General features: G+C 71.5%; 14 protein-coding genes and 1 pseudogene. 1 reads left to right on the plus strand and 14 read right to left on the minus strand.

All coding sequences use genetic code 11. The annotated features are described in order from the left end of the window. Positions 1-84: 84 nt before the first annotated feature. From AB0E14_RS36515 to pyrR, 14 genes and pseudogenes are all read right to left on the minus strand, one after another. Positions 85-2,124 (minus strand): annotated as a pseudogene (locus AB0E14_RS36515) (primosomal protein N'); the annotation flags it as partial. A gap of 117 nt (positions 2,125-2,241) precedes the next feature. Continuing rightward, entirely contained in the window at positions 2,242-3,450 is a 1,209-nt protein-coding gene (metK, locus tag AB0E14_RS36520; protein WP_362428734.1) for a methionine adenosyltransferase, read from the minus strand. Positions 3,451-3,707: 257 nt separating this feature from the next. After that, a complete protein-coding gene (gene coaBC / locus AB0E14_RS36525) occupies positions 3,708-4,928 on the minus strand; it encodes a bifunctional phosphopantothenoylcysteine decarboxylase/phosphopantothenate--cysteine ligase CoaBC (protein WP_362428737.1) in 1,221 nt (406 codons plus the stop codon). A 127-nt stretch (positions 4,929-5,055) separates the two neighbouring features. Continuing rightward, complete coding sequence (gene rpoZ, locus AB0E14_RS36530; protein ID WP_005319902.1) at positions 5,056-5,328, minus strand: DNA-directed RNA polymerase subunit omega; 273 nt, start codon at positions 5,326-5,328, stop codon at positions 5,056-5,058. Positions 5,329-5,398: 70 nt separating this feature from the next. After that, positions 5,399-5,962, minus strand: coding sequence for a guanylate kinase (gmk, locus tag AB0E14_RS36535; RefSeq protein WP_362428740.1), 564 nt, complete (start codon positions 5,960-5,962; stop codon positions 5,399-5,401). Positions 5,963-6,011: 49 nt separating this feature from the next. Next, positions 6,012-6,335 (minus strand): integration host factor, encoded by a 324-nt coding sequence (locus tag AB0E14_RS36540; RefSeq protein ID WP_030693098.1) that lies wholly within the window; start codon positions 6,333-6,335, stop codon positions 6,012-6,014. Between the two features lie 274 nt (positions 6,336-6,609). Continuing rightward, positions 6,610-7,446, minus strand: coding sequence for an orotidine-5'-phosphate decarboxylase (gene pyrF / locus AB0E14_RS36545; RefSeq protein WP_362428744.1), 837 nt, complete (start codon positions 7,444-7,446; stop codon positions 6,610-6,612). Beyond that, a complete protein-coding gene (locus AB0E14_RS36550) occupies positions 7,443-8,555 on the minus strand; it encodes a quinone-dependent dihydroorotate dehydrogenase (protein ID WP_362428747.1) in 1,113 nt (370 codons plus the stop codon). The genes pyrF and AB0E14_RS36550 overlap by 4 nt, the downstream gene beginning before the upstream one ends. Positions 8,556-8,610: 55 nt before the next feature. After that, a complete protein-coding gene (gene carB / locus AB0E14_RS36555) occupies positions 8,611-11,919 on the minus strand; it encodes a carbamoyl-phosphate synthase large subunit (RefSeq protein ID WP_362428750.1) in 3,309 nt (1,102 codons plus the stop codon). Next, positions 11,912-13,054 (minus strand): glutamine-hydrolyzing carbamoyl-phosphate synthase small subunit, encoded by a 1,143-nt coding sequence (carA, locus tag AB0E14_RS36560; RefSeq protein ID WP_362428753.1) that lies wholly within the window; start codon positions 13,052-13,054, stop codon positions 11,912-11,914. The genes carB and carA overlap by 8 nt, the downstream gene beginning before the upstream one ends. After that, on the minus strand, positions 13,051-13,617 hold the full coding sequence (locus tag AB0E14_RS36565) for a hypothetical protein (RefSeq protein ID WP_362428756.1): 567 nt from the start codon (positions 13,615-13,617) through the stop codon (positions 13,051-13,053). The genes carA and AB0E14_RS36565 overlap by 4 nt, the downstream gene beginning before the upstream one ends. Further along, positions 13,614-14,900: a dihydroorotase gene (locus AB0E14_RS36570; protein ID WP_362428759.1), complete on the minus strand. Its 1,287-nt coding sequence runs from the start codon at positions 14,898-14,900 to the stop codon at positions 13,614-13,616. The genes AB0E14_RS36565 and AB0E14_RS36570 overlap by 4 nt, the downstream gene beginning before the upstream one ends. Positions 14,901-14,902: 2 nt before the next feature. After that, on the minus strand, positions 14,903-15,883 hold the full coding sequence (locus tag AB0E14_RS36575; RefSeq protein WP_362428762.1) for an aspartate carbamoyltransferase catalytic subunit: 981 nt from the start codon (positions 15,881-15,883) through the stop codon (positions 14,903-14,905). 112 nt (positions 15,884-15,995) lie between these two features. Further along, on the minus strand, positions 15,996-16,559 hold the full coding sequence (gene pyrR / locus AB0E14_RS36580) for a bifunctional pyr operon transcriptional regulator/uracil phosphoribosyltransferase PyrR (RefSeq protein ID WP_362428765.1): 564 nt from the start codon (positions 16,557-16,559) through the stop codon (positions 15,996-15,998). A gap of 254 nt (positions 16,560-16,813) precedes the next feature. On the opposite strand from pyrR, the gene bldD reads away from it, so the two are divergent. After that, positions 16,814-17,314, plus strand: coding sequence for a transcriptional regulator BldD (bldD, locus tag AB0E14_RS36585; RefSeq protein ID WP_362428768.1), 501 nt, complete (start codon positions 16,814-16,816; stop codon positions 17,312-17,314). Positions 17,315-17,518 lie beyond the last annotated feature (204 nt).

Here is a 17,518-nt window from a genome sequence, read left to right on the forward strand (position 1 = left end):
TCGGCTGTGCCATGGTCGTGCTGACCGACAAGAGCCGCGCGCTGCGCCGCCGTCGGATCACCTTCGTCCTGCTGGCCGCCGGGATCGTCCTGGCGGGACGCGGATCAGGGCCCGGTCCCACTGCTCCCCCGGTGGCGGGTCCCCCGGCCGGCGCTGTCCGCCCGGGCGCACGACGGGCAGCGGCACCGGGCCCAGGACCTCCGCGTCGCCCGGGAGTTCCGCTCCGGTCAGGAACGCCTCGACCGCCTCCGGCGGCCCGGAGACCGCGGCCATCCGGGAGACCGGAGGGAAGCCGAGCTCCGCCCGCTCCGCCAGCTCGCGCTGGGCGTGGCCGACCGGGTCCCACCGCACCAGCGCCTGCACCGGCCGCAGCGTCGGCTCGGCGACGACGACGACCGTGCCGCCCTCCCCCTGGCCCCGCACCAGCGCGGCCGCGTCGATCCAGCGCCGTAGCGCCTCCTCGCCCGCGCGCAGGTCGGGGCGGCCGAGCATGGCCCAGCCGTCGAGGAGCAGCGCCGCCGCGTAGCCGCCCTCGGCGACCGGTTCCGCTCCCGGGGTGGAGACCACGAGCGCGGGTCGCCCCGGCACGCTGTCCAGGACGTGGTCCCGCCCCGACGTCCGTACCGGCACCGCGGGAAACGCCCGGCCCAGCTCCTCGGCCGTGCGGCGCGCGCCCACGATGCTGGCCCGCAGCCTCGTCGAGCCGCACTCCACGCAAGTCCAGTCCGGGGCTCCCCGCCCGCACCAGCCGCACCGCAGCTCCTGCTGCTCGGGCGCCTCCAGCGGTCCGGCGCAGTGCCGGCAGCGGGCGGGCGTGCGACAGCGCTCGCAGGCCAGCCTCGGTACGTAGCCCCTGCGGGGCACCTGGACGAGCACAGGGCCGGTCTTCAGGCCCTCCCGTACGGTCTCCCAGGCCAGCGACGGCAGCCGCGCGGCCCGGGCCGCCTCGTCGCGGGCGAGCAGCTCGTCGCCCACGGTCCGTACGAGCGGGGCGGCGATCCGCACCTGGTCGCGTCCGGCGACCAGCGGCGCGGCCCAGCCGGTCGCCACGAGCTGGGCGGCCTCGACCGTGCAGCTGGTGGAGCCGAGCAGGAAGGCGCACTTGCCGTGGGCGGCGCGCAGCAGCAGGACGTCGCGCGCGTGGGGCTGCGGGGCGTGCGGCTCGCTGTGGCTGCCGTCGCCGTCGTCCCAGATGGCGACGAGCCCGAGGTCGCGGACGGGCGCGAACATCGCGGCGCGCGTGCCGACGACCGCCCGCACGGAGCCGCGCCGTACCGCGAGCCACTGGGCGTACCGCTTCTCAGGACCGGCGTCGGCCGTGAGCAGGGCGTGCCGCCCGGGCCCGAGGAGCGCCGTCAGCGCCGCGTCCACGCGGCCCGCGGCCCGCCCGTCGGGGACGACCACGAGGGCGCCGCGCCCGGAGGCGAGGGTGGCGCCGACCGCGCGGGCGAGTTCCTCGGCCCAGTGCGGGCCCGGCAGCGCGGTCCAGACGGCCCGTGGGGCCGCGCCGCGCGCGAGGGCGTCCAGGAAGCCGGGTCCCCGCTCGTACCGCGTCCAGCTGCCCGTCCCGGGCCGCGCGGGCGGCGGCAGCGGGTCCGGGGAGGCCTTGCCCTCGGCCCGCGCGCTGCGGGGCGGCACGGCCAGCTGGAGGACGTCGGCGAGGCTGCCCGCGTACCGGTCGGCGACCGCCCGCGCGAGTCCGAGCAGCTCGGCGCTCAGGACCGGCTCGGGCGACACGACGTCCGCGAGCGCGGCCAGGGCGCCCTTGTAGTCCGACTCGGCGCGCCGCTCCACGAGGAAGCCGTCGATCAGCCGTCCGCCCTCGCGCCGGCCGTCCCTGACCTGGTGCGCGCCGGCACCGAACCGCACCCGCACCCGGACCCCCGGCTGCGCGACGGCGTCCAGCTCCTCGGGCACGGCGTAGTCGAAGAACTGGTCGAGGTGGAGCACGCCCTTGTTGACCACCACCCGCGCCACGGGCAGCTCCTCGGCGAGCGCGGCCCCGCGCCAGGTCCGCGGCTTGGCGCGGGGCACCTTGGCCTTGCGGACCGTCTCCCGGATGAGCGCGAGCTGCTCGTGCGGCTCACCGGCCGCACCCTCGGGCGTCTCGTTCTCGCTGCTCACAGCCTCATACCTACCAGAACGCTCGGACAGTCGTCCCCGGGCGGGCGCCGACCGTACGCGGAAGCCCGGCACCCCCGAGGGGATGCCGGGCTTCCGGCGGGTGCGAGGGGGCGGGTCCTAGAGGCCCGCCGCCTTCTTCAGCGCGTCCACGCGGTCCGTGCGCTCCCACGTGAAGTCGGGAAGCTCGCGGCCGAAGTGGCCGTAGGCCGCGGTCTGCGAGTAGATCGGGCGGAGCAGGTCGAGGTCGCGGATGATCGCGGCCGGGCGGAGGTCGAAGACCTCGCCGATGGCGTTCTCGATCTTCTCGGTCTCGACCGCGTTGGTGCCGAAGGTCTCGACGAACAGACCCACGGGCTCCGCCTTGCCGATCGCGTACGCGACCTGGACCTCGCAGCGCGAGGCGAGGCCGGCGGCCACGACGTTCTTGGCGACCCAGCGCATGGCGTAGGCGGCGGAGCGGTCGACCTTGGACGGGTCCTTGCCGGAGAAGGCACCGCCGCCGTGACGGGCCATGCCGCCGTAGGTGTCGATGATGATCTTGCGGCCGGTGAGGCCGGCGTCGCCCATCGGGCCGCCGATCTCGAAGCGGCCGGTCGGGTTGACCAGCAGGCGGTAGCCGTCGGTGTCCAGCTTGATGCCGTCCTCGACGAGCTGCTTCAGGACGTGCTCGACGACGAACTCGCGGATGTCGGGCGCGAGCAGCGACTCCAGGTCGATGTCCGAGGCGTGCTGCGAGGAGACCACGACCGTGTCGAGGCGGACGGCCTTGTCGCCGTCGTACTCGATGGTGACCTGGGTCTTGCCGTCGGGGCGCAGGTACGGGATGGTCCCGTTCTTGCGGACCTCGGTGAGCCGGCGGGAGAGCCGGTGCGCGAGGTAGATCGGGAGCGGCATGAGCTCGGGGGTCTCGTCGGAGGCGTAGCCGAACATCAGGCCCTGGTCGCCGGCGCCCTGCTTGTCCAGCTCGTCCTCGTCGCCCTCGACGCGCTTCTCGTACGCCGTGTCGACGCCCTGCGCGATGTCCGGGGACTGCGACCCGATGGAGACCGAGACGCCGCAGGACGCGCCGTCGAAGCCCTTCTTCGAGGAGTCGTACCCGATCTCGAGGATCTTGTTCCGTACGAGGGTGGGAATGTCGGCCCACGCCTTCGTGGTGACCTCACCGGCGACGTGCACGAGGCCGGTGGTGATCAGCGTCTCGACGGCGACGCGGGACGTGGGGTCCTCGCGCAGCAGCGCGTCGAGAATGGTGTCGCTGATCTGGTCAGCGATCTTGTCGGGGTGACCTTCGGTCACGGACTCCGAAGTGAACAGACGACGGGACACAATGCTCCCTGGGGTTGCAGCGGCTGCTGGCTGAACAATGTCGGACGGCAGGGGGCTGCGCCCCGCGTCGTACCGAGAACAGTCTATCGGGCGTCATCGGGCATTGGGGCAGGTGTCTCGCAAGGTGGGAGCCCCGCGGTCGCCGAATCCGGCCCCACCCGCCTCACGGACACCCCTCCCGCTCGCCCGCGAGGACGGGATTCCCGGGGTGTTCGCTCGGCCGGGACGGTGAAATCCGGCCAGGGGTGAGATTTCCCCTAATTCTCCGTGGGAAGGGACCGCAGACGGGGTGCCACGAGGTCCCAGACCGTCTCGGCGAGCGCTTCCTTCGGCCCGTACGGCACGGGCGTGTCGGAGCCGTCCTCGGCGAGCACCACGGCCTCGTTCTCCTCGGAGCCGAAGGTCTTGCGCTCACCCACCTCGTTGACCACGAGCAGGTCGCAGCCCTTGCGGCGGAGCTTCTCGCGGCCGTTGGCGAGCACGTCGTCCGTCTCGGCGGCGAAGCCCACGACCACCTGACCCGGCAGGGCCCGGTCGGCGGAGATCTCGGCGAGGATGTCGGGGTTGCGGACCAGTTCCACGGCCGGGGCCTCGACGCCGTCCTGCTTCTTGATCTTGCCGGTCGCGTAGACGGCCGGGCGGAAGTCGGCCACCGCGGCGGCCATGACCACGGCGTCGGCGTCGGCGGCGGCCTTGAGCACGGCCTCGCGGAGCTGGATCGCGGTGCCGACGTGGACGACGTCGACCCCGGCCGGGTCGGGGATGCCGGTGTTCGCCTCGACGAGCGTGACGCGGGCGCCCCGGGCCGCGGCGGCCTTGGCGAGGGCGTAGCCCTGCTTGCCGGAGGAGCGGTTGCCCAGGTAGCGGACGGGGTCGAGGGGCTCGCGGGTGCCGCCCGCGCTGACCACGACATGGCGGCCGACGAGGTCGGGCGCGGCGACGCCGCGGGAAAGGATCCTGCGGCAGACCTCGAAGATCTCTGCGGGGTCGGGCAGCCGGCCCTTGCCCGTGTCGACGCCGGTCAGCCGGCCGACGGCGGGCTCGATGACGATCGCGCCGCGGCGGCGGAGGGTGGCGACGTTCTCCTGGGTGGCGGGGTGCTCCCACATCTCGGTGTGCATCGCCGGGGCGAAGACGACCGGACAGCGGGCCGTGAGCAGGGTGTTGGTCAGGAGGTCGTCGGCGAGGCCGTGGGCCGCCTTGGCGAGCATGTCGGCGGTGGCGGGGGCGACGACGACGAGGTCGGCGGCCTGTCCGATCCGTACGTGCGGGACCTCGTGGACGGACTCCCACACCTCGGTGGAGACGGGGTTGCCGGAGAGCGCGGACCAGGTCGCGGCACCGACGAAGTGGAGCGCCGAGTCCGTGGGCACGACCCGGACGTCGTGGCCCGACTCCGTGAGCCGCCGGAGCAGCTCGCAGGCCTTGTAGGCGGCGATGCCGCCGCTGACGCCCAGAACGACCTTCGGCTTGGTCACCACTGCCACTCCCGCACTCGGATTGCGTGCTCGATGCGTACTCGGATGCGTACGCATCCATGAGACACCACAGGCCCGGCGGATGTTCCGCCGGGCCTGTGGTGAGAAACGTAACGTGCTGACGCGCTTACTGCGCCGGGCCCTCGATGGCCTCGGAGGTCAGCAGACCCGCGTTGATCTCGCGCAGGGCGATCGAGAGCGGCTTCTCGTGCACGTGGGTGTCGACGAGCGGGCCGACGTACTCGAGCAGGCCCTCGCCGAGCTGCGAGTAGTACGCGTTGATCTGGCGCGCGCGCTTGGCCGCGTAGATCACGAGGCTGTACTTCGAGTCGGTCGCCTCGAGCAGCTCGTCGATCGGCGGGTTGATGATGCCCTCGGGCGCGGTGATGGAAGAGGACACGCTCTAGCCTTCCGAAGAAACTTCTGGGTGAGCTGATCCGGGTGATCAGATCCAGGTGATCAGAAAAAGATCAAACAACGTTCATCAAGGCTAGCAGCTCACGCGCCACGTCCTCGACGGAGGTGTTGACCAGGGTGGTGTCGAACTCCGGCTCGGCGGCCAGTTCGACCTTGGCGGCCGCGAGTCGGCGCTCGATGACCTCGGGCGACTCCGTGCCCCGGCCGGTGAGCCGGCGGACGAGTTCGTCCCAGCTCGGCGGGGCGAGGAAGACCAGCTGGGAGTCCTTCATGGACTCCTTGACCTGCCGGGCTCCCTGGAGGTCGATCTCCAGGAGGACCGGCTCACCGGCCTCCAGGCGCTCCAGGACCGCCTGCCGCGGCGTGCCGTAGCGGTTGCCCGCGAACTCGGCCCATTCGAGGAGTTCCCCGTTGGCGACCAGCTTGTCGAATTCGTCGTCCGTGACGAAGAAATACTGGACGCCGTGCTTCTCGCCGGGGCGCGGCTTTCGTGTCGTGGCCGACACCGAGAGCCAGACCTCGGGGTGGACCTTGCGCATATGAGCGACGACCGTGCTCTTGCCGACCCCTGAGGGGCCGGAGAGCACGGTCAGCCGCGGACGTACCTCTGCTGCCATGCAGCGATTATTCCAGCTTTACGGGGGTGCCTGGGACGGCGATCCCGCTTCAGGCGCCGGTGGAGCCGAACTCGCGCTCCAGGGAGGCGATCTGGTTGGAACCGAGCCCGCGCACGCGCCGGCTCTCGGAGATGCCGAGTCGCTCCATGATCTGCTTGGCGCGGACCTTGCCCACGCCGGGCAGGGACTCAAGGAGCGCGGAGACCTTCATCTTGCCGATGACGTCGTTCTCCTGGCCCGACTTGATGACCTCGTGGAGGGAGGCGCCGGAGTGCTTGAGTCGATTCTTGACCTCGGCCCGCTCCCGGCGAGCCGCGGCGGCCTTTTCGAGCGCGGCTGCGCGCTGTTCAGGGGTAAGGGGCGGAAGAGCCACGCCTACGTCACCTCGGATGTCGAACTGTCGGATACGGACCGGTGCGAAGGCTGGACGCCCCACACCAGTGGAGCAACGAACAACGTGGGAACCGCTGAACGCTGACTCTGCCCCGGAGACTAGCGGCGAAAGTCCCTCCAGTCAGCGAGAACAAGCGAAAAGTCCTGGTCAGCATCTACCGACCAGGACTTTTCAGACATAACGACCGCGTTTTGGGTAAGGATCCTGTCAAGGAGTGAGACGGCCCTCACCTGCGGATTGCTCCCGCGGGCCGTCAGCGGGCGACGGCCTCGCGGATCTCGGTCGCGTAGCGCTCCGCCGAGGCGCGCAGAGCGGCGGCGTCCGGACCGTGCTTGAGGACCCCGCGGCTGACGTTCGGGACCACGTTGCGGACGGCCGCGCCGAAGACCGCGGGGAGGTCGGCGGGGGTCGCGCCCTGGGCACCGAGGCCGGGGGCCAGGAGGGGGCCGTTGATGTCCAGGTCGAAGGAGGACAGGTCGCCGAGCGTCGCTCCCACGACCGCCCCGAAGGAGCCCATGGGGGTCTCCCCCGCGTTCTCCGCGGCGAGGTGGGCCAGCATGGTCGCGCCGATGGTCCGGCCGTCCTCGCGGACCGCCCGCTGGACCTCCGCGCCCTCCGGGTTGGAGGTCAGCGCGAGGACGAAGAGGCCGGCGCCGTTCTCCCGCGCCAGGTCGACGGCCGGCTTCAGGGAGCCGTAGCCGAGGTAGGGCGAGACCGTCAGCGCGTCCGAGAAGAGCGGGGAGTCCTTGCGCAGGAACGCCTCGGCGTACGCGGCCATGGTGGAGCCGATGTCGCCGCGCTTGGCGTCCATGACCACGAGACCGCCCGCGGCCCGCAGATCGGCGGTGGCGCGCTCCAGGACGGCGACACCGTGCGAGCCGAAGCGCTCGAAGAAGGCGGCCTGCGGCTTGAAGACCGCGACGGTGTCCGCCAGCGCCTCGACGACCGTGAAGGTGAAGCGCTCCAGGCCGGCGATGTCGTCGGTCAGGCCCCAGGAGTCGAGCAGGGCCGCGTGCGGGTCGATGCCGACGCAGAGCGGGCCGCGCTCGTCCATGGCGGAGCGCAGGCGGGTGCCGAAGGAGAGCGTCACGGGGTGGTGGCCTTTCGGTTGTCGGCGCCGACGGCCTCGGCGAGGGTGGCGTACGGGGAGGCCGCGAGGCGCGCCGCGAGGCCCTTGTGGATCGCGCGGGCGTAGAACGGGCCCTCGTAGATGAAGGCGCTGTAGCCCTGGATCAGCGTGGCGCCGGCCAGGATGCGCTGCCAGGCGTCCTCGGCGTTCTCGATGCCGCCTACGCCCACGAGGACGAGCCGGTCGCCCACGCGCGCGTGCAGGCGCCTCAGCACGGCGAGGGAGCGCTCCTTGACGGGGGCGCCGGAGAGCCCGCCGGTCTCCTTGACCAGAGCCGGGTCGGACTTCAGGCCGAGGCCCTCGCGCGCGATGGTCGTGTTGGTGGCGATGATGCCGTCGAGGCCCAGCTCCAGGGCGAGGTCGGCGACGGCGTCGACGTCCTCGTCGGCGAGGTCGGGGGCGATCTTGACCAGGAGCGGGACGCGGCGGTCGGTGACCGTGCGGTCGGCGGCCTCGCGCACGGCCGTGAGGAGCGGGCGCAGGGACTCGGTGGCCTGGAGGTTGCGCAGGCCCGGGGTGTTCGGCGAGGAGACGTTGACGACGAGGTAGTCGGCGTGCGCGGCGAGGCGCTCGGTGGACTTCACGTAGTCGGCGGCGGCCTCGGCCTCCGGGACGACCTTGGTCTTGCCGATGTTGACGCCGACGACGGTCCTGAAGACCGGCACGCGCGCGTGGAGCCGCTCCGCGACGGCGGCGGAGCCCTCGTTGTTGAAGCCCATGCGGTTGATCAGGGCGCGGTCCTGCACCAGCCGGAAGAGCCGCTTCTTGGGGTTGCCCGGCTGGGCCTCGCCGGTGACCGTGCCGATCTCGACGTGGTCGAAGCCGAGCATCGACATGCCGTCGATGGCGACGGCGTTCTTGTCGAAGCCGGCGGCGAGCCCGAAGGGGCCGTGCATGCGCAGGCCGAGCGCCTCGGTGCGCAGCTCCTTGTACCGGGGCGCGAGGACGGCGGCGACGAAGGTGCGGAGCACCGGGACGCGGGCGGCCAGCCGGATCCAGCGGAAGGCCAGGTAGTGGGCCTCCTCCGGGTCCATCCGCTTGAAGACGAGGTGGAAGAAGAACTTGTACATGTGGGTGTCCTCAGCAAGAGGGGGACACCGTTTCCGGTGTCCCCCTCGTGGGTTGCTAGTCGCGGGCCGCGGTCAGGTGCTCCGCGTGTTCCTGGAGCGAGCGGACGCCGACGTCGCCGTGGCCGAGCGCCTCGATGCCCTGGACGGCGGCGGCGAGCGCCTGGACCGTGGTGAGGCACGGGACGGAGCGGGCCACCGCCGCCGTACGGATCTCGTAGCCGTCGAGGCGGCCACCGGTGCCGTACGGGGTGTTGACGATCAGGTCGACCTGGCCGTCGTGGATCAGCTGGACGATCGTCTTCTCGCCGTTCGGGCCCTCGCCCTCGGACTGCTTGCGCACGATCGTGGCGTTGATGCCGTTGCGCTTGAGGACCTCGGCCGTGCCGGAGGTGGCCATCAGCTCAAAGCCGTGGGCGACCAGCTCGCGGGCCGGGAAGATCATCGAGCGCTTGTCGCGGTTGGCGACGGAGATGAAGGCGCGGCCCTTGGTGGGCAGCGGTCCGTAGGCGCCGGCCTGCGACTTGGCGTACGCCGTGCCGAAGACGGAGTCGATGCCCATGACCTCGCCGGTGGAGCGCATCTCCGGGCCGAGGACGGTGTCCACGCCGCGGCCGTGGATGTCGCGGAAGCGGGTCCACGGCATCACGGCCTCCTTGACGGAGATCGGCGCGTCGAGCGGCAGGGTGCCGCCGTCGCCGGTCTTCGGCAGCAGGCCCTCCTCGCGCAGCTCGGCGACGGTGGCGCCGAGCGAGATGCGGGCGGCGGCCTTCGCGAGCGGCACCGCGGTCGCCTTCGAGGTGAAGGGGACCGTGCGGGAGGCGCGCGGGTTGGCCTCCAGGACGTAGAGGATGTCCCCGGCCATGGCGAACTGGATGTTGATCAGTCCGCGCACGCCGACGCCCTTGGCGATGGCCTCGGTGGAGACCCGCAGGCGCTTGATGTCGTGGCCGCCGAGGGTGATCGGGGGCAGGGCGCAGGCCGAGTCGCCGGAGTGGATACCGGCCTCCTCGATGTGCTCCATGACGCCGCCGAGGTACAGCTCGTGGCCGTCGTAGAGCGCGTCGACGTCGATCTCGATGGCGTCGTCGAGGAAGCGGTCGACCAGGACCGGCCGGGTGGGGCTGATCTCGGTGGACTCGGCGATGTACGACTCCAGGCGGGTCTCGTCGTAGACGATCTCCATGCCGCGGCCGCCGAGCACGTACGAGGGGCGTACGAGCACGGGGTAGCCGATCTCGTCGGCGATGGCCTTGGCCCCGGCGAAGGTGGTCGCGGTGCCGTGCTTGGGGGCCGGCAGGCCCGCCTCGGCGAGGACCTGGCCGAAGGCGCCGCGGTCCTCGGCGGCGTGGATGGCCTCCGGGGAGGTGCCGACGACCGGCACGCCGTTGTCCTTGAGCGCCTGGGAGAGGCCGAGCGGGGTCTGGCCGCCGAGCTGGACGACGACACCGGCGACGGGACCCGCGAGCGTCTCCGCGTGGACGATCTCCAGCACGTCCTCGAGCGTGAGCGGCTCGAAGTACAGGCGGTCGGAGGTGTCGTAGTCGGTGGAGACGGTCTCCGGGTTGCAGTTGACCATCACGGTCTCGTAGCCCGCGTCGCTCAGCGCGAAGGAGGCGTGGACGCAGGAGTAGTCGAACTCGATGCCCTGGCCGATGCGGTTCGGGCCGGAGCCCAGGATGATCACGGCGGGCTTGGTGCGCGGCGCGACCTCGCTCTCCTCGTCGTACGAGGAGTAGAAGTACGGGGTCTTGGCGGCGAACTCGGCGGCGCAGGTGTCGACCGTCTTGTAGACCGGGCGGACCCCGAGGGCGTGCCGGACCTCGCGGACGACGTCCTCGCGCAGGCCGCGGATGTCGGCGATCTGGGCGTCGGAGAAGCCGTGCCGCTTGGCCTCGGCGAGCAGCTCGGGCTCGAGCTTCTCGGCGGAGGCCAGCTCGTCGGCGATCTCCTTGATGAGGAAGAGCTGGTCGACGAACCAGGGGTCGATCTTGGTCGACTCGAAGACCTCCTCGGGGGTGGCCCCGGCGCGGATGGCCTGCATGACGGTGTTGATGCGGCCGTCGGTCGGGCGGACCGCCTCGCGCAGCAGCTCGGCCTTGTCACCGGGCTCGCCGGTGAAGGCGAACTGCGAGCCCTTCTTCTCGAGCGAGCGCAGGGCCTTCTGCAGCGCCTCGGTGAAGTTGCGGCCGATGGCCATGGCCTCGCCGACCGACTTCATGGTGGTGGTGAGGGTGGAGTCGGCCTGCGGGAACTTCTCGAAGGCGAAGCGCGGGGCCTTGACCACGACGTAGTCGAGCGTGGGCTCGAAGGACGCCGGGGTCTTCTCCGTGATGTCGTTCGGGATCTCGTCCAGCGTGTAGCCGACGGCGAGCCGGGCCGCGATCTTGGCGATCGGGAAGCCGGTCGCCTTGGAGGCCAGCGCGGAGGAGCGGGAGACGCGCGGGTTCATCTCGATGACGATGATCCGGCCGTCGTCCGGGTTGACCGCGAACTGGATGTTGCAGCCGCCGGTGTCGACGCCGACCTCGCGGATGATCGCGATGCCGATGTCGCGCAGCCGCTGGTACTCGCGGTCGGTGAGCGTCATCGCCGGGGCGACGGTGATCGAGTCACCGGTGTGGACGCCCATCGGGTCGAAGTTCTCGATGGAGCAGACGACCACGACGTTGTCGGCCTTGTCGCGCATCAGCTCCAGCTCGTACTCCTTCCAGCCGAGGATGGACTCCTCCAGGAGCACCTCGGTGGTCGGGGAGAGCGTGAGGCCCTGTCCGGCGATGCGGCGCAGCTCCTCCTCGTCGTGGGCGAAGCCGGAGCCGGCGCCGCCCATGGTGAAGGAGGGGCGGACGACGACGGGGTAGCCGCCGAGCGTGTCGACACCGGCGATGACGTCGTCCATGGAGTGGCAGATCACGGACCGGGCGGACTCGCCGTAGCCGATCTTGGCCTTGACGGCCTCGACGACGCCCTTGAAGAGGTCGCGGTCCTCGCCCTTGTGGATGGCCTCCACGTTGGCGCCGATCAGCTCGACGCCGTACTTCTCCAGGACGCCCTGCTCGTGCATGGAGATCGCGGTGTTGAGCGCGGTCTGGCCGCCGAGGGTGGGCAGGAGGGCGTCGGGGCGCTCCTTGGCGATGATCTTCTCGACGAACTCGGGGGTGATCGGCTCGACGTACGTGGCGTCGGCGATCTCCGGGTCGGTCATGATCGTGGCCGGGTTGGAGTTCACCAGGATCACTCGCAGGCCCTCGGCCTTGAGGATCCGGCAGGCCTGGGTTCCGGAGTAGTCGAACTCGGCGGCCTGGCCGATGACGATCGGGCCGGAGCCGATGACCAGGACGGACTGGATATCGGTGCGCTTAGGCACGCTCGGCCTCCATCAGGGATACGAAGCGGTCGAAGAGGTACGCGGCGTCGTGCGGGCCCGCGGCCGCCTCGGGGTGGTACTGGACGGAGAAGGCCGGCTGGTCGAGCAGCTGGAGGCCTTCCACGACGTTGTCGTTCAGGCAGACGTGGGAGACCTCGGCACGCCCGTAGGGGGTGTCGGAGACCTTGTCGAGGGGCGCGTCGACGGCGAAGCCGTGGTTGTGCGCGGTGACCTCGACCTTGCCCGTCGTGCGGTCCTGGACGGGCTGGTTGATGCCGCGGTGGCCGTACTTCAGCTTGTAGGTGCCGAAGCCGAGGGCGCGGCCGAGGATCTGGTTGCCGAAGCAGATGCCGAAGAGCGGCGTCTTCCGCTCCAGGACCGCCCGCATCACGGAGACCGGGTGGTCGGCGGTGGCCGGGTCGCCGGGGCCGTTCGAGAAGAACACGCCGTCCGGGTTCACCGCGTACACGTCCTCGACGGTGGCGGTGGCGGGCAGCACGTGCACCTCGATGCCGCGCTCGGCCATCCGGTGCGGGGTCATGCCCTTGATGCCGAGGTCCACGGCGGCGACGGTGAACTTCTTGGTGCCGATCGCGGGGACGACGTACGTCTCCTTGGTGGCGACCTCGGCGGAGAGGTCGGCGCCCTTCATCTCGGGGGCCTGGCGGACCTCGGCGAGCATCGTGCCCTCGTCGGGCAGCGCGTTGCCGGAGAAGATGCCGACGCGCATGGCACCGCTCTCGCGCAGGTGGCGGGTGAGGGCGCGGGTGTCGATGCCGGAGATGCCGACGACGCCCTGGGCGGCGAGCTCCTCGTCCAGCGAGCGCTTGGCGCGCCAGTTGGAGGAGACGCGGGCGGGGTCGCGCACGACGTAGCCGGAGACCCAGATGCGGGAGGACTCGGGGTCCTCGTCGTTGACGCCGGTGTTGCCGACGTGCGGGGCGGTCATCACGACGACCTGGCGGTGGTACGACGGGTCGGTGAGGGTCTCCTGGTAGCCGGTCATGCCGGTGGAGAACACGGCCTCGCCGAAGGTCTCCCCCACGGCCCCGTAGGCACGGCCGCGGAAGATGCGGCCGTCCTCCAGGACGAGTACGGCGGGAACTTTGCCGGTTCCCCGGGTGGAGGTCGTCATCGTGCGGTGCCTTCCGTAGTCTTGATCATGCTGTTGACGGCCTCGACCCAGGCGGTGTGTTCCGCCGCCCGGTCGGACCGGAAGCCGGAGTCGAGCAGCTTCTCGCCGTGCGCCCACGTGACGATCAGCAGCCCGCCCTCGGCGAGGACCTTGCCCGCGATGCCCTTGTCGAGCCGGGCCTCGCGCAGGGCCTCGGCCGGGATGAAGAAGTCGTTCGCCCCGGGGCGTACGACCTCGATCCCCGCGTCGGTGAGCGAGAGCTCGACGCGGCTGCGGGTGCCGAGGCCGTGGGCGACGATCCGGTCGAGCCACTGCCCGGCCGTGGTCGAGCCGTGGTACCGCCCGCTCAGGGACAGTGTCGCCGCACCGGCGCCGGCGGGCATTCCCGGCAGTTCGGGCAGGTCCGACTGGAGGTTGCCGCGCCACTTCCATCCCTGGCGCATCAGCCAGTAGACGAAGGCGATGAAGAGCAGGAGGCCCACGACCCAGCCGATCCGTCCGGCCCAGTCGGTCACCTCCGCCGACTTCTTCTCGGCCTCGGCGGCCAGTTCGATGAGTGTCACGCCAGCTTCCCGTCGATGAGCGTTGCCCGGCCCCGCAGGAAGGTGTGGGTGATGCGTCCCGGCAGTTCGCGGCCCTCGTAGGGAGTGTTGCGGCTGCGGGAGGCGAAGCCCGCGGGGTCCACGGCACCACGGTATGCCGGATCGACCAGGGTCAGGTTGGCGGGCTCACCTGCCGAGACGGGGCGGCCGTGGCCCTCGGCCCGCCCGATGGCGGCCGGCTTGACGGACATCCGGTCGGCGACGCCGGCCCAGTCGAGCAGCCCGGTCTCGACCATCGTCTGCTGGACGACGGAGAGCGCGGTCTCCAGGCCGACCATGCCCATGGCGGCCGCGGCCCACTCGCAGTCCTTGTCCTCGTGCGGGTGCGGGGCGTGGTCGGTGGCGACGATGTCGATGGTGCCGTCGGCCAGCGCCTCGCGCAGGGCCATCACGTCACGCTCGGTGCGCAGCGGCGGGTTGACCTTGTAGACGGGGTTGTACGAGCGCACCATCTCGTCGGTCAGGAGCAGGTGGTGCGGCGTGACCTCGGCGGTGACGTCGATGCCGCGCGACTTGGCCCAGCGGACGATCTCCACGGAGCCGGCGGTCGACAGGTGGCAGATGTGGACGCGGGAGCCGACGTGCTCGGCGAGGAGCACGTCGCGGGCGATGATCGACTCCTCGGCGACGGCGGGCCAGCCGCCGAGGCCGAGCTCGGCGGAGACGACGCCCTCGTTCATCTGGGCGCCCTCGGTGAGGCGGGGCTCCTGGGCGTGCTGGGCGACGACGCCGCCGAAGGCCTTCACGTACTCCAGGGCGCGGCGCATGATCACGGCGTCGTCGACGCACTTGCCGTCGTCGGAGAAGACCGTGACACCGGCGGCGGAGTCGTGCATGGCGCCGAGTTCGGCGAGCTTCTTGCCCTCCAGGCCGACCGTGACGGCGCCGATGGGCTGCACGTCGCAGTAGCCGGACTCCTTGCCGAGCCGGTAGACCTGCTCGACCACGCCGGCGGTGTCGGCGACCGGGAAGGTGTTGGCCATGGCGAAGACGGCGGTGAAGCCGCCGGAGGCGGCGGCGCGGGTGCCGGTGAGGACGGTCTCGGAGTCCTCGCGGCCGGGCTCGCGCAGATGGGTGTGGAGGTCGACCAGGCCGGGCAGCAGGATCTGGCCCTCGGCCTCGATCACGGTCGCGTCCTCGGCCGACAGGCCCGTACCGACCGCGGCGATGGTCTCGCCGTCGATCAGGACGTCCTGCGGCTCGCCGCCCAGTACCTTGGCACCGCGGATCAGGATCTTGCTCATGGTTACTTGCTCTCCTCGGTACGGGTCACAGGGGCGGCGGGCTCGGAACCGCCGAGCAGCAGGTACAGCACGGCCATGCGGACGGAGACGCCGTTGGCGACCTGCTCGACGACCGTGCAGCGGTCGGAGTCGGCGACCTCGGCGGTGATCTCCATGCCGCGGACCATCGGGCCGGGGTGCATCACGATGGCGTGCTCGGGCATCTTCGCCATCCGGTCGCCGTCGAGCCCGTACCGCCGCGAGTATTCGCGCTCGGTCGGGAAGAAGGCCGCGTTCATCCGCTCGCGCTGCACACGCAGCATCATGACCGCGTCGGACTTCGGAAGCACGCTGTCGAGGTCGTAGCTGACCTCGCAGGGCCAGGTCTCGACGCCGACGGGGACCAGGGTCGGCGGGGCCACCAGGGTGACCTCGGCGCCGAGGGTGTGCAGCAGGTCGACGTTGGAGCGGGCGACCCGGCTGTGCAGGACGTCTCCGACGAGCGTGATGCGCTTGCCCGCGAGGTCCTGGCCGAGGCCGGCGTCGCGGCCGACGAGGCGGCGGCGCATGGTGAAGGCGTCCAGCAGGGCCTGGGTGGGGTGCTGGTGGGTGCCGTCGCCCGCGTTGATGACGGGGGCGTCGATCCAGCCGGAGGTGGCGAGGCGGTACGGCGCGCCGGAGGCGCTGTGGCGGATGACGACGGCGTCGACGCCCATCGCCTCCAGGGTCTGCGCGGTGTCCTTGAGCGACTCGCCCTTGGAGACGCTGGAGCCCTTGGCCGCGAAGTTGATCACATCGGCGGAGAGGCGCTTCTCGGCGGCCTCGAAGGAGATCCGGGTGCGGGTGGAGTCCTCGAAGAAGAGGTTGCAGACGGTCCGGCCGCGCAGGGTGGGCAGCTTCTTGATCGGCCGGTCGGCGACCCGGGCCATCTCCTCGGCGGTGTCGAGGATGAGGACGGCGTCGTCGCGGGTGAGGTCGGCGGCCGAGATGAGGTGACGCATCATCGGGGTGTGCTCCGTGGTCGGGAGGTGTGGGGGCCCGGGGGTGTCCCCGTGGGGCCCGTCGGGGTGCGGGCACGCAGGGGTGTGCCCTGGACCCGTCGGGGTGCCGGACCGGCTAGTCGGTGGTCTTGCTGCCGAGCAGCACGGTGTCGCGACCGTCCTCCTCGGCGAGCTGGACCTTGACCGTCTCGCGCAGCGACGTGGGCAGGTTCTTGCCGACGTAGTCGGCGCGGATCGGAAGCTCGCGGTGGCCGCGGTCGACGAGGACCGCGAGCTGCACGGCTCGCGGGCGGCCGATGTCGCCGAGCGCGTCGAGCGCGGCGCGGATGGTGCGGCCGGAGAAGAGCACGTCGTCGACCAGGACGACCAGGCGGCCGTCGACGCCGTCACCGGGGATCTCGGTGCGGCCCAGCGCGCGGGCGGGCTTCATCCGCAGGTCGTCGCGGTACATGGTGATGTCGAGGGAGCCGACCGGGATCTTGCGGCCGGTGATCTCGGCGAGCTTGTCGGCCAGCCGGCGGGCGAGGAAGACGCCCCGCGTCGGGATGCCGAGGAGGACCACGTCGTCGGCGCCCTTGGCGCGCTCGACGATCTCGTGGGCGATGCGGGTGAGGACCCGCGCGATGTCGGGGCCCTCGAGAACCGGGCGTGCCGCATCGGAGTGCTGCTGTGTGTCCATATGAAACGGACCTCCTTCTCCGCCTCACGGGACGGACCTTAAAGGACGTCGGAATTGCGCCATCGACTCTACCAGGGGCGGGTGACTCCCCTGCTCACCACCCCGGCGCCACTCCGGGCGCCGTCCCCCGAGAGGGGGCGGTATGGACCATTCGGCTTGACGGGAAAGAGTAACGCTGCGTAACCTCACAGTGAGTTACCAGCCAGGCGGCGGAGCCGCACGTTGTCTACAGCGTCCAGCGTCCGGGGAGCTATATGTCCAGCGAATACGCAAAGCAGCTCGGGGCCAAGCTCCGCGCCATCCGCACCCAGCAGGGCCTTTCCCTCCACGGAGTGGAAGAGAAGTCCCAGGGCCGCTGGAAGGCCGTCGTGGTCGGCTCGTACGAGCGTGGTGACCGCGCCGTGACGGTGCAGCGCCTCGCCGAGCTGGCGGACTTCTACGGCGTCCCGGTGCAGGAGCTCCTGCCCGGCACGGCCCCGGGCGGGGCCGCCGAGCCGCCGCCGAAGCTCGTCCTCGACCTGGAGCGTCTGGCCCACGTCCCGCAGGAGAAGGCGGGCCCCCTGCAGCGCTACGCGGCGACGATCCAGTCGCAGCGCGGCGACTACAACGGCAAGGTGCTGTCGATCCGCCAGGACGACCTGCGCACCCTCGCCGTCATCTACGACCAGTCGCCCTCGGTGCTGACCGAGCAGCTCATCAGCTGGGGCGTCCTCGACGCGGACGCGCGGCGCGCGGTCGTCCACGAGGACAACTGAGCAGAACCGAGCAGAAACGTTGCCGCCGGGGCGGGACGGTCTTCGGACCGCCCCGCCCCGGCGGTTTTCGTCCCGCTCCGGGCCGCCGTCCGTCCTCTCCGGACACGTCGAAGGGGCCCGTGACACCTGCGGGGGGGACGGGCGCCGCCGCGCGGTATACGGCCCGCCCCGCGGGCCCGCGCCGCGCCAGCGACACCGGGGAGT

Origin of the sequence: Streptomyces sp. NPDC047981, from assembly GCF_040653315.1 — a bacterium.
Classification (GTDB): Bacteria; Actinomycetota; Actinomycetes; order Streptomycetales; family Streptomycetaceae; genus Streptomyces.